The sequence below is a fragment of the Mesorhizobium sp. M0830 genome (assembly GCF_040319965.1).
Taxonomy (GTDB): Bacteria; Pseudomonadota; Alphaproteobacteria; order Rhizobiales; family Rhizobiaceae; genus Mesorhizobium.
Genome location: NZ_JAMYOR010000045.1, coordinates 1 through 14199, shown reverse-complemented (window position 1 = coordinate 14199; position 14199 = coordinate 1). Strand labels below are relative to the sequence as shown.

Here is a 14199-nt window from a genome sequence, read left to right as displayed (position 1 = left end):
GACTGTGAGGACCATAATTCAGGGAGGTTTGTAGTGTTCAAGACGCTTCTCATGTCCACTATGATTATGAACACAGGCGCAGTGTTGACGGCGGCTGGTCAGAGCGACAGGCCGCGATCAAGCGTGGACAATCCGATGTGGCCCGCTTCACTGAAATGGGACTGCAAGACCGCTGCCAAAATCGTGTGTGAGCGTGATGGCAGTTGCTCGGTGGCTGAGGGCCACACCGGATTTGTGCTGAACTACGGCAGCAACGAAGCTGAGTTCCCGGCCAGCAATGTCAGGATCAAACGCCACTATCAACAGACTGTGCAGGCAAGCCCTTTGCAGCAGGAAGTTAAAGTCGAACTGGCCGACAACCGGGTTCTATGGCTGACGGCCGTGGATGCCAGCCGCACGTATTCGGAAGCGTGGGTCGGCGCACTGAGCGAGTTGAAGGGTGGCGCGGTACTGATGGAATCCGAGGGAGTCTATTGCATGCCGCACAAGTGAATGCGCCCGAGAGGGCAGGCGAGCAAAGGGCGATATGGTCTGACCGCGGCGTCGGACCTCGGCGTTGCAGAAGCGTTCAGGGTGTTCCGTCCAGGTTTATCGGGCGATGAGGTGATAGTAAGTAATATAAGATCCGTCGCATCAAGGCTTAGGGTGGGAGTGACTGTCACAACACTAGATATAAATTCACCATGGGACTGTCAAAGCGGTTGATACGCGAGCCATGTATACTTGGAATAACTGAGAAATATTTGCTTTTACTGATGAAAGTCGCATAAGATATCTTATGGAACTTTGACATATTGGCGCAAAGTTAAAATGTCTTGATTCTGCAAAGTAGGAATGTCGCCCTGCTCGCTGTCGAGCGAGGGAGACGGCAGAATGGGATTGATCCTCATGAGCGAGCGCGAGCTGCAACGCATTGAGGTGCTTTCGAAAGTTGTGGAGCGGCGCACGACCATGGTGTCGGCCGCACGGCTGCTGGGACTGTCGGCTCGGCAAGTTCAGCGTCTGTTGAAGACCTTTCAGGCTGAAGGCGCTGCGGCACTTCGGCACAAGGCTCGAGGACGACCATCGAACCATCGATATTTCGCCGGCGTCGGCGAGTTGGCGATCCAGTTGGTCCGAGAACATTATCTCGACTTCGGCCCGACCTTGGCGGCCGAGAAGCTGGGTGCGAACCACGGCCTGGTCGTGTCGCGCGAGACATTGCGCAAATGGATGGCGGAGGCTGGGATTTGGCTGTCGCGCAAGCAGCGCCGGACATTCCATCAGCCGCGTTTGCGCCGGGAATCTTATGGCGAGCTGGTGCAGATCGACGGCAGTGATCACCGTTGGTTCGAGGAGCGCGGCGACCCATGCACCCTGCTCGTTTTCATCGATGACGCGACCGGCAAACTCCAGCAGCTTCGCTTTGTGAAGTCGGAGAGCACGTTCAGTTACTTCGAGGCCCTGGAGCTTTATCTGAAGGCGCATGGTTGCCCGATAGCGTTCTACTCCGACAAGCACACGGTGTTTCGGGTGGCGAGGGCCGAGGCCAGCGCCGGCCGCGGCATGACGCAATTCGGGCGAGCGCTTTCCGAACTCAACATCGAGATCCTGTGCGCCAATTCTAGCCAGGCCAAGGGCCGGGTCGAACGTGTCAATCGCACGCTGCAGGACCGGCTTGTGAAGGAACTGCGTCTTGCTGGCATCTCAGATATCGAAGAAGCCAACGCTTTTCTGCCGGCATTCACGACCAGCTTCAACGACAAGTTTGCGAAGATCCCTACCCGGCCGGACAATCTGCACCGTGTCTTGAACATGCCGGCTGATCGACTCCGCGACCTGCTCTGCAAACGCGAGCAGCGCTATGTCGGCCAGCAATTGTCTTTCTCCTATGAACGCAAGCAGATCATGCTGGAGAAGAATGATATCTCATGCGGCCTAGTCGGCAGATATGTCGACATTTACGAGTTCGCCGACGGTCGCCTGGATGTTCGGTGGAAGGCATGCTCCCTGCCCTACACTGTCTTCGACAAAGAGCAGCGCGTCACCCACGCCGCGGTCACCGAGAACAAGCGGCTCGGCGAAGTGCTGACCTGGATCAAGGCTCAGCAGGACGAGGCGCGGCCTCCGCCGAAGATCAAGACCAACAGCGAACAGATCGCTTACAGGAAGCGCGGAACGAAGCCGGGCCGCAGGACGGATTTCATGAATGATCCTGCGATTATCGCGCGTCGAAAACAAGCGCTGGCAAGGCTGGATGCTGCCGAGTGAATCAGCTCTCAAAGCTAAAGCCGAGGCGCTAAGCTTGAAACGCGCCCGACCGGGCTGCGCAACCCCGACCAGCTGACGCCCGATCGGGCGCTTGTGTCAGCGCCAGGAAGCGCGTCACTGTCGCATTTCTAACTTGCTGGACCCTGCCCCTCGCAAACGTAGGATGCGACATTTCTACTTTGCAGAGCGAGCGACATTTCTACATCACCGCCACATGACATTAAATGAAAACGCTTCGTTGACCACATCGTCCTGTGCAACCCCGGATTCGTAGTTTGCGAAAGAGAAATCTCTCTCAAAAAGCACGTCGGCTACATTTGAGAAGAGCACATTTTTTGAGCGTTCAAGGCCTTCCGGCTTGTATCAGGCTCGCCCGCGACTCCCATGGAAAGCGTGCACTCGGTCGCGAAGCCACCAGGCAATCTTAGGACACTGCTATCACGGCGCTCTAAGAGATCAGCGGCGCCCCTCTCCGGCTTGGTAATCGGCCTTGCGCTTTGATCCCTAAGCGGGGAACATGCGCGATCAGCGCGCCGTCAGCCGGATTTTCGACTGAGGTCGCACGGCGTGCGGACAAATTCGCCGTCGACAAGGCACCGGTGTTGAAAGAGGGCGCGTCGGCGAGCGGCGGGAGGATCATTGGCAGGAGCTTTCTCGATCGGGCAGTTATGCGGAAAACAGGAATGCCGCCGCCGGATCGAAAAAGACCTGACGGCTGCAGGGCGTCAGATCCTGCGACCGCATGGCGGCGGAGGTCGGCCTGATGTCGATCTCCTGTCCAGTGGCCGTGCGCGCGACGATGCGCCGTCGTTCGCCATAGAAGGCGACGTCGACGATCTCGACAGCGAGTTCCGCGCTCGCCGGCTTTCGTTCCATGCCAAACGCTTCCGGCCGGATCATCAGCCTGGTTTTTTGCCCCTTGTCGAAGGTCCTGTTGACGCTCACGCCGGAGACGACTGAACCGTCCGCCAGCCGGATCGTTGCCGCGCCATTGGCGGTTTCGAGATGTTCGGCGGTGAGGAAATTCGAATTGCCGATGAAGCCGGCGACGAAGTCGGTGGCCGGTCTGAGATACAGGTCCTCGCCGGTGCCGGTCTGCTCGATGCGACCGTCCCTGAAGAGCGCGATCCGATCCGAGAGGTGCAGCGCTTCCTCCTGGTCATGCGTGACATAGAGGATGGTAACGCCGGTCTCGCGGTGGATGCGGCGGATCTCGGCCTGGATCTCCTCGCGCAGTTTCTTGTCGAGCGCCGACAATGGCTCGTCCATCAAAAGGATCGGCGGATCGTAGGCCAGTGCCCGGGCCAGCGCCACGCGCTGCTGCTGGCCGCCCGACAGTGCGCCGGGCAAGCGCGCGGCGAAGCTTTCCAGCCGCACCAGGGTCAGCATGTCGGCGACCTTCTTCTTCACCTCGGCATCAGGTCGGCGGCGCACCCGAAGCGGAAACGCGATGTTCTCGGCCACCGTCAGATGCGGAAACAGCGTGTACCGCTGGAAGACCATGCCGATGCTGCGCTTGTGCGAGGGTATCGCCAGCAAGGATTTGCCTTCCAGTTGGACATCGCCGGAGCTCGGATCCTGGAAGCCGGCGATGGCATAGAGCGTCGTTGATTTTCCCGAACCCGACGGCCCGAGAAAGGTCAGGAATTCGCCCCTGGGAATCTCAAGGGTGACGTCGTGCACGGCGGTGAACGCGCCGAACGCTTTGTGCAATTTGCGGATGGAGAGGAAGGGCTGGATCATGTCTTGACCTTTCGCTGCAGCAGCGCCGTCACCACCATCAGGGCAAGCGTCAGCCCGACCAGCAGGCTGGAGGCGGCGGCGATGACCGGGCTCAGATCCGAGCGCAGACTGCCCCAGATCTTGACCGGCAGGGTTTGCAAGGAGGGGCTAGCCATGAAGATCGCCACCACGACCTCGTCCCAGGAGGCGAGAAAGGAAAAGATCGCGGCGGAAAAGATGCCGATCCGGATCGATGGCAAGGTTATCCTGAGCCTGGCCTCGAACGGGCTGGCGCCGCAGACGATGGCCGCGTCCTCGATCGATTTGTCGAAGCCTTCAAGTGCGGTGGCGATCGGGATGATGGCGAAGGGCAGCGCCAGCACCGTGTGGGCGATGACGAAGCCGATGCTGGTACCGCCGAGACCGAGGCGCAGGAAGAAGGCGTAGATTGCGATGGCGAACACCACGACCGGCAACACCATCGGCGTCAGCAGCAGACCGCGAAGGATTTCGCGGCCGCGAAACTGGCCGCGAACCAGGGCAAAGGAGGCGAGCAGGCCGATCATCACGGCAAGGATCGCCGTCATCGTGGCGATGCGGGCGCTGGTCAGCGCCGCCTCCAGCCAGGAAGGGTCGGCGAACAGCTCCCGGTACCATTTCAGCGTCCAGCCAGGTGGCGGAAAGGCCAGCCAGCGCGACGAGCCGAACGACAGCAGAACAATGAAAACCACCGGCAGGAGCAAGAAAGCGGCGACCAGGGCGGTGAAGCCGAGCAGCGCAATTTTCAACCAACCCATGCGGTCGTAGTCGAGCAGCATCTCAGATGCCTCCCGTCATGCGCCTGGCGCCGACAAGGCGCAGCTGCAATGCGTAGAGCGCCATGGTGACGACGAGCAGGATGAAGGCGGCGGCGCTGCCCAACCCCCAATTGAGCAGCGACTGGATCATCTGCGCGATCATTTCGGCCAGCATCATGTTCGATGTGCCGCCGAGCAGTGCCGGGGTGACGAAATAGCCGAGCGACATGACGAACACCATCAGGCCGCCAGCGGCGAGGCCGGGCAGCGACAGCGGCAGCAGGATGCGACGGAATGCCTGGATGGGGCTGGCGCCGCACAATGCTGCGGCACGCAACGTCATCGGGTCGATCGCCCGCAAGGTGCCGACCAGCGGCAGGATCATGAACGGCAGCATGATGTAGACCATGCCGATGGTCACGCCGGTGAGATTGTTGATGAGCGGCAGCGGCTGGTCGATGATGCCGATGGCGAGCAGCGCTCGGTTGATGACGCCGGTGCGCTGCAGCAGCACCATCCAGGCATATGTGCGGGTGAGCAGATTGGTCCACATCGACAGGATGATGACGCCGAAGATGATCGAGGCCAGCGCGGAGGGCATGATCGCCAGCATCCAGGCGACTGGAAAGGCGACGACGACGGTAACGGCGGTGACCACCGCCGCGACGAGGAAGGTGTTGAAGAACACCCTGGCATAGGTGCCGTCACCCAGCAGCGTTGCGTAGTTCTGCAGGCCGGGTTCGGGCTCGGTGACACTGCGCAAGAGCAGGGCCAAGACCGGCACGACGAAGAACAGCACGATCAGGACCAGCGCCGGCAGCAGGCTGTTGAAGCCTGCCGGCATGCGGAATCCTGGTAGGCTCTGGCGTGTTTCGACCGACATGGCAGTGATCCGGCTATGGGACGAGACGGTGCTGGCCGCCTCGTCCCGTGCTGTTCAAGAGGCAGGCTTATTTCGCCTGCCAGGCATACCAGCGCGTGGCGATCTCGTCGCGGTGCTCGGCCCAGTAGTTCATGTCGAGGTTGATCTGCCCGTCGACATGGGCATCCGGCAGCGACTTCACGACGTCCGCCGCCATTTCGGCCTTGGCCTTGGTGTTAACAGGCGCATAGCCGCTGGATGCGGCAAATTCCGCCTGGCCGGCCGGGCTGCTTGCCGCAGCCAGGAACTTCATCGCCGCATCCTTGTTCTTGGCGCCTTTCGGCACCACCAGGACGTCGGCTGCCGTCAGGTTCTGATTCCAGGACACACCGACATCGGCTTCGTCGTGCTGAAGCGCAAAGACGCGGCCGTTCCACAGCTGGCCGAACGCCGCCTCACCGGAAGCGATCAGCTGCTGCGACTCGGCGCCGCCGCTCCACCAGACGATGTCAGACTTGATGGTGTCGAGTTTCTTGAAGGCGCGGTCGAGATCGAGCGGATATAGCTTGTCGGAGGGAACGCCGTCGGCGAGCAAGGCGATCTCGATGACGCCGGGCGCCGACCATTTGTAGAAGGTGCGCTTGCCCGGGAATTTCTTGGTGTCGAACATGTCGGCCCAGCCGGCCGGTTCGCCTGACACCGCGCCCTTGTTCCAGGCGAGCACGAAGGAATAGTAGAAGCTGCCGACGGCATGGTCGGTGGTGAAGCGCGGATCGAGATCGGCCTTCGGCACAGCGGCGAAATCGATCGGCTCCAGCAGGCCGTCCTTGGCCGCCTTGATGGCGAAATCCATCTCGACGTCGACGACATCCCAGTTGACGCTACCGGCGTCGACCATGGCCTTCAGCTTGCCGTAGTCGGTCGGCCCGTCCTGCAGGACCTTGATGCCGGATGCGGCGGTGAAGGGCTCGGCCCACGATTTGGTCTGCGCTTCCTGGGTTGTTCCGCCCCAGCTGGTGAAGACCATTTCCTCGGCCTTGGCGGCCGTCGTTGCAAGCAGTCCGGCAACAATGCCGGTGAAAATCAGTTTCATGTCGTTCTCCTCTGTTTGTTTTCGTTGTTGGCTGTTCGCGATCGGCGTTTTCGCCTTGATCGCGAATCCCCGTCCGCGGCGGCTACCGCATGACAAAAGGATCGGGAATTGGGTCGTCGGAGGTGCGTATCCACACCGATTTCGAACGCGTGTAGTCGCGGATCGCGTCCATGCCGCCTTCGCGGCCAAGGCCTGACTGGCCATAGCCGCCGAACGGAACCAGCGGCGAGACGGCGCGATAGGTGTTGATCCAGACCACACCGGCGTGGATGCCGCGCGCCATGCGATGGGCTTTCGCGAGATTGGTGGTGAACACGCCGGAAGCGAGGCCGAACCTGGTGTCGTTGGCAAGCGACAGCGCTTCAGCCTCGCTGTCGAAGGCAAGCGCGCTCAGCACCGGACCGAACAGCTCTTCGCGCACGCAGGCAAGGTTCTGGTCTGATGCCTCGATGATCGTCGGCGCGTAGTAGAAGCCGTCCGCCTTGCCCTCGGGGCGCTTGCCGCCGGTGACCAGCCGGCCGCCACTGGTGAGGCTTTCGGCGACGGTCTTCTCGATCCATTCGCGCTGCCGCGATGTGGCAAGCGGCCCCATTTCCGTTTCGGGATCCTGCGGGTCGCCGATCCGGATCGCCTCGGCCTTGTGCTTGAGCCGGGCGAGGAACTCGTCCTTCACTGAACGCTCGACCAGCAGGCGCGAGCCGGCGACGCAGCTCTGGCCGGTGGCGGCGAAGATACCGGCGACGACCGCGTTGGCGGCGCTGTCGAGATCGGCATCGGCAAACACCACGACGGGGCTTTTGCCGCCCAGTTCGAGCGTCGTGGAGGCAAGGTTTTCCGCGGTGTTCCTGACGATCTGGCGGGCGGTTGCCGGACCACCTGTGAAGGCAACGCGGGCGATGAGCGGATGGCTGGTCAGGCGGTGGCCGCAATCATGGCCGAAGCCGGTCAGGATGTTCACGCTGCCGGCGGGAAAGCCCGCCTCGTGCACGAGTTCGGCAAAGGCCAGCAGTGGGGCGGGGCCATCCTCCGAAGCCTTGAGGACGACAGTGCAGCCGGCCGCCAAGGCCGGGCCGAGCTTGACGGCGGACAGGAAGAGTTGCGAATTCCACGGCACGACCGCCGCGACGACGCCGATCGGCTCGGGTCGGATGGTCACTTCCATGTCGGCCTTGTCGATCGGGACAAATGAGCCTTCGTGCTTGTCGGCCAGCCCGCCATAATAGCGGTAGTAGTCGCCGACATAGGCGATCTGGGCGCGCGTCTCGCGGATGATCTTGCCGGTGTCGCGCGTCTCGAGTTCCGCCAGCCGGTCGGCATTGGCGACAACCAGATCGCCGAGCCGCACCAGAAGCTTGCCGCGCGCCGTTGCGGTCATCGCTGCCCATGGGCCGGAGTGCAGTGCCCGATGTGCGGCCGCGACGGCGCGGTCGACATCGGCGGCTGAAGCCGCGGGCATTTTTGCCCATGTTGTGCCGGTCGACGGGTCGATGCTGTCGAAGGTCGAGGCGGCCTCCACGAACTGGCCGTCTATGTAGTTCCTGAATTCGCCGGTGCTCGTCACGCGCGCGGTCCCTGGAAGGCCGGCATCACTTTGTCGATGAACAGCTGCAGCGATTTCTTCTTGCGCTCATGCGAAAGGCCGCTGTCGATCCAGATCGAATACTGGTCGTAACCGAGCGCCTCATAGGCCTTCAGCCTGGCGATCACTTCGTCTGCCTCGCCGATCACAAGATGCTGCCGGATCTTGTCCGGTGCATATTGCGGCATGGCCGCAATCTCGCCCTCCGTCAGTTCTTCCAGCACGCCCTGGCGCACCGGCTTCTTGTTCTGGAACCAAGCGCCGAACTGGCAATAGAATTGCGACAGGTCCTGCGTCAGACGCTCGGCGTCGGCTGCGTCCTCGGCGACGAATGTGTGCATCAAGAGCATGATCTCGGGTCGCGCTATTTCGGGATGAGCAGCACAGGCCGTGTTGAAGCGCTCCATCAGGCTCACCACTTCGCCATCGCCGGAGGCGAGCGGCGTCACCTGGACATTGCATTTATTGGCCACCGCAAAGTCGTGCGAATTGGGGTCACGCGCCGCCACCCAGATCGGCGGATAAGGTTTTTGCAGCGGTTTGGGCGACGAGGTGGTCGACGGGAACGACCAGAATTCGCCGGAGAGTTCGAAATCGCCATCCCACAGGCCACGGATCGCCGGCACCATTTCGCGCATGCGCTGACCCGCGCCCCAGGCTTCGAGCCCGGGGAAAAGCCGCTGGTATTCGTATGCATAGGCGCCGCGTGCAATGCCGATGTCGAGCCGGCCGCCGGTGATGACGTCGGCCATCGCCGCTTCGCCTGCAAGCTTGATCGGGTGCCAAAACGGCGCGACGATGGTTCCGGTGCCGAGCCGGATCGTGCTCGTCTTGGCGCCCAAATAGGCGATGGTGATGAAAGGGTTGGGCGAGATGGTGAATTCCATCCCGTGATGCTCACCGATCCAGGCGGTCTCGAAGCCGGCCTTGTCGGCCAGCACGACAAGTTCCTCCAGTTCGGCAACAAGCTCGGAATGCGGCTTCGCCAGATCCGAGCGCTCCATGTGGACGAACAGCGAAAATTTCATTGGCATCACCTGCGACCAGTAAGAGCTTGGGACGACGCGGCCCTGGCGAGCGGCCGGACTTCGCCTTCGACCTCGTTGCCGACATAGACACCGAAAGCATCTTCCGTGCGTTCACTGATATAGCGGGTCAGCATGGAACGAACCGCCGGATCGGCGATCTTCAGATCGGCGATATCGTCGATCTCGACAAGCCGCGTCTGGCGATCGCTGGGATTGGGTGCGGTAACCGTTCCCCGGTAGTAGACGTGTGAGCGCGACGGATCGGCCGCGTCGTCCCACACCGCAAACAGGAAGCCGAGCTGTGCGTCGACAGCCTTGGCGGCGAGGCATCCCTTGAGGCTGCGAGCGTCCTTCGGCGAGCCCAGCCCGCGACCCGCCGGCAATTCGTGGAAACCGCCCGGTGTTTCGAAGAACAGCACGCGGCCTTCATTCTCGAGAATGGCACCAACTTCGGCCCCATGAGGTGCTGCCGCCAGCGCCTCCTGGCTGAGGCCGGTGTGACATAGGTGCCGCGGCAATAGCCAAGCGGCTGCGCGCCATTGTGGGTGAAGTCGCGAACGCGGCCGATCAGGATCGAATGGTCACCTGCGTCGACCAGTTGCTCCATGCCGCAATCGAATACGGCGACGGAACCGTCGATCAGCGGATTGCCGGTTTGCCCGGACTGCCAGGCAACAGAAGCGAATTTATCGGCGGCCTTGGAGGCGAAGATGCCGGATTCTGCCTTCTGGCTCTCCGACAGGATGTTGATGGCGAAACCTCTTGAGGTCGAAAAGGCGCTGTGCCCCAACGCCTTCTTGGCGATGCACACAAGCACCAGCGGCGGATCGAGCGAGACCGAGGTGAAGGAGTTGGCGGTGAAGCCGCGTGGCTCGCCCTCCGCACTGACCGTGGTGACGATGGTGACACCGGTCAGGAACGAGCCGAGCGCCCGCCTGAATTCGCCGGCGTCAAATGCAGCAGCCGTCTCCGGCCTAATGGCAGCGTCTTTCTCCGCATCGAGAAACGCCATCATGTGTTCAGTCACTTTTTCCGGCGAAGCGATTGTCATCATGTGTCTTTCGCCGCTGAGAACGAGACATTGCCCGTGCGGTGCCAGTCGGGCCATCGCCGCCGACATGGCCGGCGTGGAATTCCTGTCTTCCGATCCGGTCATGAACAGTGCCGGCGCTGCGAGCTCGGCCAGGCGGTCGACATGCTCGGTATCGGCGCGGGCAAACAGGCGATAGGTGCGCGCGTAGCCCTGAGCGCTGACGCCTTCAAGCGCCGTGCGTGCCGTTGCGGCTGCACTGGCAAGGGTGGCCGGCAGCGGGTCGCCGAACCAGCGGGCAAGCGTTGCGGCGATGGCCGAAGGATCGCCATGAGAGCCGAGTGCTGCCGCGCGTTCGCGCACCGCCTGCGCCAATGCCTCAGGACGACGGAACACGCCGTTGAGGCAGATGACGGAGTCGACACGCGACGGTGCGCGAAGGGCGATTTCGAGAGCGACCAGCGCCCCCATGGAGTGGCCGACGATCGAAACAGAGGCGAGACCGAGGTGATCGAGCAAGCGGATCGCCTGGTCGGCAAAGTCGGACAGGTTGGAGTTTTCCGGCGGCAGCGGCGAATTTCCATGGCCGAGCATATCGATGGCGATCAGCTCGCGGCGATCCTGCATCAGCTCGATCTGCGCCTGCCAGATCCCGGCATTCATGCCGACGCCGTGGATGAGCAGAACCGGCGCGCCGGAGCCGGCACGGATGAAGCCGGTTCCGTCCGGAGCCGTGTCCCGGACCCATGCAAGGGCGGCGGCGTCAGCCATGCAGATCACCGACCTCCTTCAGATCCTGATAGCGGTCGCCGATGCGGTGGTGCGGACGTCCGCCAATGGAAGCGCCGAGCGCCACCACCAGTTCGTCCGGCGCCGGCGCGTCGCCGATCTGGAAATGCACGGTCAGATAGTGGGAGCGGCGGCCTTCGTCGTTCTTGTCCATCAGCGGGATCATGATTGGCGTGTTCGGCCCGCCACGCAGATTGGTGAAGGCGAGATAGGTCTTGGCGCCAACGGCACGGCGATAGTGGTTGCCGAAATGCAGGGTGTGGATCAGCGCCGAGGCGTGTTCGATCTCGCCTGAGGTGCCGCAGATGGCAGCCTTGCCGTACCCCTCGATCGCCTCGCCGGAACCGGCGACGGCAAGAATCTCACGGGTAAGCAACTCGCCAAGCACCGGCGCATAGGCCCGTATCGCGGGCGAAAGGTCATCGGTAAACCCCTTGCCTGCCCACGGGTTGTCCAAGACAGCAGCGACGCCTATTAGGCGCAGGGGCCTGGGTGCCGCCTTGCCACCCTCGATCAGAGTGGTCTCGACATGGGTCACTATCTTCCGAATAGCAGGGCTCATAGAGGTCCTCTGGAAACTGACCAAGGTTGAACTCACATTCCATAATATGGTATACCATACTATTATCGGCCAAAGCGCCTTGTCAACAGGCATTCGAATCTGGTTTCGTCATTCGTGAAAGGACCAATCCATGGACGATACACTTCGCATCGAGCGCTCGACAAAAACGCTTCGGACCCTGGCGCTGGAACGCATGCGCGAGGCGATCATGGATTTTCGGTTCCAGCCAGGTGAAAGGCTTGTCGAACGGCCGCTTTGCGACCAACTCGGCGTCAGTCGTTCCGTGGTTCGAGAAGTGCTGCGTCAGTTGGAGACCGAGGGCCTTGTCCAGATGATTCCAGGGCACGGGCCGGCGGTAGCGCGACCCGACCTCAACCGTACGGAGGAGATCTATGAGTTGCGTGCCTTGCTTGAGGGGATCGCGGCGCGTGCCTGCGCCCTCACCGCAACCAGCGAACAGATTGAAGGTCTCGAACGCGCGTATGAGGACCTGCTCAAGGCATGGGCCTCAAGCATCCCCGTCGAGGTGATGCGGGCAACATCGCGCTTTTACGAGAATTTGTTTGTTGCCGCAGGCAAGCTGATCGCCTGGGAAATCGTGCAAGGATTGAACGTGCGCATCAATCAATTGCGATCAATGACGATCGCCTCGGCCAACCGGCGCGGTCCCGCGATCGCCGAGATGGAAGATATCATGAACGCGGTAAGGGCACGTGAGGCCGACAAGGCGCAAGCCGCCGCCCGGCACCATGTCGAGCAGGCTTGGAACATCGCGCGGCTGTCCTTGCGTCCCAACTGATTTTCTCCTGACGCTGCCTCTGTCGAATCGGCAAGGCTGTCCTCGGGGGGCGACTCCGGGTGCGCACGTCCGCGCCTTTCACTAAATTTTTTTGGTAGGCCCGTCCGCGGAAGCTGTTTCCCTTGCGCAAGCCTCGGCGTCGCGGTCGCTCGCGTCATGACCGACAACGTCCTAGGAGCGGAAGAAAATGGAGGAGACAGTCAAAGTCTCTCTGTTCGTCAGCATGATCTCGCCGCATGACGCTCGTCAAGTTGGGTGGTCGAACCAGGCGACTTCCACCGGCAAGGGAAGACGCAAAACTCACCTGGAAAATGGCGACTTTTGCCATTGTGGGCGTGAGCCTTGCTTTCGCGAAGGAGGAGCTAACCACCTCCGTCACCCAGGAAACGGTAATTCGGCTGCTGTGTATGACGGGAATTGGCGAAGCTGAAGCTATTGACTTAGCATCCAGGCCGCGACCCGCCCTCTCTCCAGAAAAAACATCACTGTAGTATTCCATTCCCGGTCGCTCGCCCTGCTGCCGATTTCCGGCGAATGCGACCTCGCGCGATTGGAAGGATGCCACATCAACGCGAGGCGAGAAGAGAGCCGCCGGGGCCCGCAGGGCTCGACGGCCTTCCAAGGTATCAGCCGCCGAGATTCACCCACACCGACTTTGTCTGCGTGTACTGTGATAGCGCCTCAAGGCACTTGTCGCGCCCGTTGCCCGTCTGCTTGTACCCACCCCAGATCGAGGTCATATCGCCATGGTCGAAGCAGTTGACCATCGAGGAGATCCAGACGATGACGGAAGCGGCGCTCGCATTCGCGCGCGAGGACGCCACGGTAGAGGAGACGCGAACCGTCGATCTTTCGGCGCTGGTCGGCAGCCTCTGCGACGATCTCGCTGAGCTCGGCCAAGACATCACCGTCGCCGATGGACCCAAGGTGCTGTACCGCGGCCGGCCGGACTCCCTGCGCAGGGCGATCCGCAACCTCGTCGAGAATGCCGTCCGCTATGGCGAACAGGCAAGGGTGAGCCTGGTGCGGAGTGCCGATAGCCTGGACATCGTGGTCGAGGACGCAGGACCCGGCATTCCGCCAGGCAACATGGAACAGGTGTTCGCTCCCTTCTTCCGCATGGAGCAGTCGCGCAACCGGGAGACCGGCGGCGTCGGGCTCGGCCTATCAATCGCCCGCGCCATCGCCCGTCACCACGGCGGCGATATCGTGCTGGAGAACCGGAGCGGGGGCCTTCGCGCTGTCATCAGGCTGCCGCTCATCGACATGGCCAAGCACCTTGCCCCGGCGCCGGTGCCTGAGACGAACCCTCCGACCGGACTACGATCCTTGCCGGCTTGACCGAAACCCGTCCCACGATCAGGACTGCCGCGCTGCCGCCACGATTGGATCATCGCCGTCGCAACGAAGGACAAGTCATCACCTGCATCCTCTCCCTCCCTGCCCAGCCACCGCTGTTGCTGTCGAGCGGCTGGTCCTGCCGGAAGCCTCCGGCCCGCAGCAAAGCTCCTCCCCTCAACGTTTCGCAGAGGCCATCCGATGAACCATTCACAAGCCACGACACGCAACCCCCTCATGTCCGCTGGAGTTGCAACCGCATCCCTGGCGACGTCCATCATGCGAGCGCGCGCATCCCTGGCTACGCTGTTGGCCGCCGGCCTGCTGTTGCCTGCCGCCGCTTCCGCGCA

Annotated in this window: 12 protein-coding genes and 2 pseudogenes; 5 read left to right on the top strand and 9 right to left on the bottom strand. The window is 62.1% G+C overall.

The window, feature by feature from the left end:
- The first annotated feature begins 33 nt into the window (after positions 1-33).
- Together NKI20_RS23360 and NKI20_RS23355 are read left to right on the top strand one after the other, a co-directional pair.
- A complete protein-coding gene (locus NKI20_RS23360) occupies positions 34-492 on the top strand; it encodes a hypothetical protein (RefSeq protein WP_023758709.1) in 459 nt (152 codons plus the stop codon).
- A 381-nt stretch (positions 493-873) separates the two neighbouring features.
- The gene (locus tag NKI20_RS23355; protein ID WP_352834759.1) at positions 874-2250 is read left to right on the top strand and encodes an ISNCY family transposase; all 1377 of its coding nucleotides are present in this window, start codon (positions 874-876) and stop codon (positions 2248-2250) included.
- A gap of 666 nt (positions 2251-2916) precedes the next feature.
- Here NKI20_RS23355 and NKI20_RS23350 read toward each other — a convergent pair.
- The 8 genes and pseudogenes from NKI20_RS23350 to NKI20_RS23315 form a co-directional block, all read right to left on the bottom strand.
- Complete coding sequence (locus NKI20_RS23350; RefSeq protein ID WP_023758711.1) at positions 2917-3993, bottom strand: ABC transporter ATP-binding protein; 1077 nt, start codon at positions 3991-3993, stop codon at positions 2917-2919.
- A complete protein-coding gene (locus NKI20_RS23345) occupies positions 3990-4790 on the bottom strand; it encodes an ABC transporter permease (RefSeq protein WP_352485927.1) in 801 nt (266 codons plus the stop codon). Before NKI20_RS23345 ends, NKI20_RS23350 begins: the two co-directional genes overlap by 4 nt.
- 1 nt (position 4791) lies before the next feature.
- A complete protein-coding gene (locus NKI20_RS23340) occupies positions 4792-5652 on the bottom strand; it encodes an ABC transporter permease (protein WP_352601127.1) in 861 nt (286 codons plus the stop codon).
- A 67-nt stretch (positions 5653-5719) separates the two neighbouring features.
- Entirely contained in the window at positions 5720-6724 is a 1005-nt protein-coding gene (locus NKI20_RS23335) for an ABC transporter substrate-binding protein (protein ID WP_352834754.1), read from the bottom strand.
- A gap of 82 nt (positions 6725-6806) precedes the next feature.
- On the bottom strand, positions 6807-8285 hold the full coding sequence (locus NKI20_RS23330) for an aldehyde dehydrogenase (protein WP_023758715.1): 1479 nt from the start codon (positions 8283-8285) through the stop codon (positions 6807-6809).
- Complete coding sequence (locus NKI20_RS23325; RefSeq protein ID WP_352834751.1) at positions 8282-9331, bottom strand: LLM class flavin-dependent oxidoreductase; 1050 nt, start codon at positions 9329-9331, stop codon at positions 8282-8284. The genes NKI20_RS23330 and NKI20_RS23325 overlap by 4 nt, the downstream gene beginning before the upstream one ends.
- Positions 9332-9336: 5 nt before the next feature.
- Positions 9337-11132, bottom strand: a pseudogene (locus NKI20_RS23320) (alpha/beta fold hydrolase).
- Positions 11125-11712 (bottom strand): amino acid synthesis family protein, encoded by a 588-nt coding sequence (locus NKI20_RS23315; RefSeq protein ID WP_031260025.1) that lies wholly within the window; start codon positions 11710-11712, stop codon positions 11125-11127. The pseudogene NKI20_RS23320 and the gene NKI20_RS23315 overlap by 8 nt, the downstream one beginning before the upstream one ends.
- Positions 11713-11842: 130 nt before the next feature.
- Between NKI20_RS23315 and NKI20_RS23310 the strand changes: the two genes are divergently transcribed.
- Together NKI20_RS23310 and NKI20_RS23305 are read left to right on the top strand one after the other, a co-directional pair.
- Positions 11843-12511 carry a GntR family transcriptional regulator gene (locus NKI20_RS23310; protein WP_352834748.1) on the top strand — a complete coding sequence of 223 codons (669 nt, stop codon included), beginning with the start codon at positions 11843-11845 and terminating at the stop codon, positions 12509-12511.
- 236 nt (positions 12512-12747) lie between these two features.
- Complete coding sequence (locus tag NKI20_RS23305) at positions 12748-13002, top strand: hypothetical protein (RefSeq protein WP_352485932.1); 255 nt, start codon at positions 12748-12750, stop codon at positions 13000-13002.
- Between the two features lie 135 nt (positions 13003-13137).
- Here NKI20_RS23305 and NKI20_RS23300 read toward each other — a convergent pair whose 3' ends face one another.
- The gene (locus NKI20_RS23300) at positions 13138-13251 is read right to left on the bottom strand and encodes a hypothetical protein (protein ID WP_352601115.1); all 114 of its coding nucleotides are present in this window, start codon (positions 13249-13251) and stop codon (positions 13138-13140) included.
- A gap of 22 nt (positions 13252-13273) precedes the next feature.
- Here NKI20_RS23300 and NKI20_RS23295 point away from each other — a divergent pair.
- Positions 13274-13852 (top strand): annotated as a pseudogene (locus NKI20_RS23295) (sensor histidine kinase); the annotation flags it as partial.
- Positions 13853-14199: the final 347 nt, after the last annotated feature.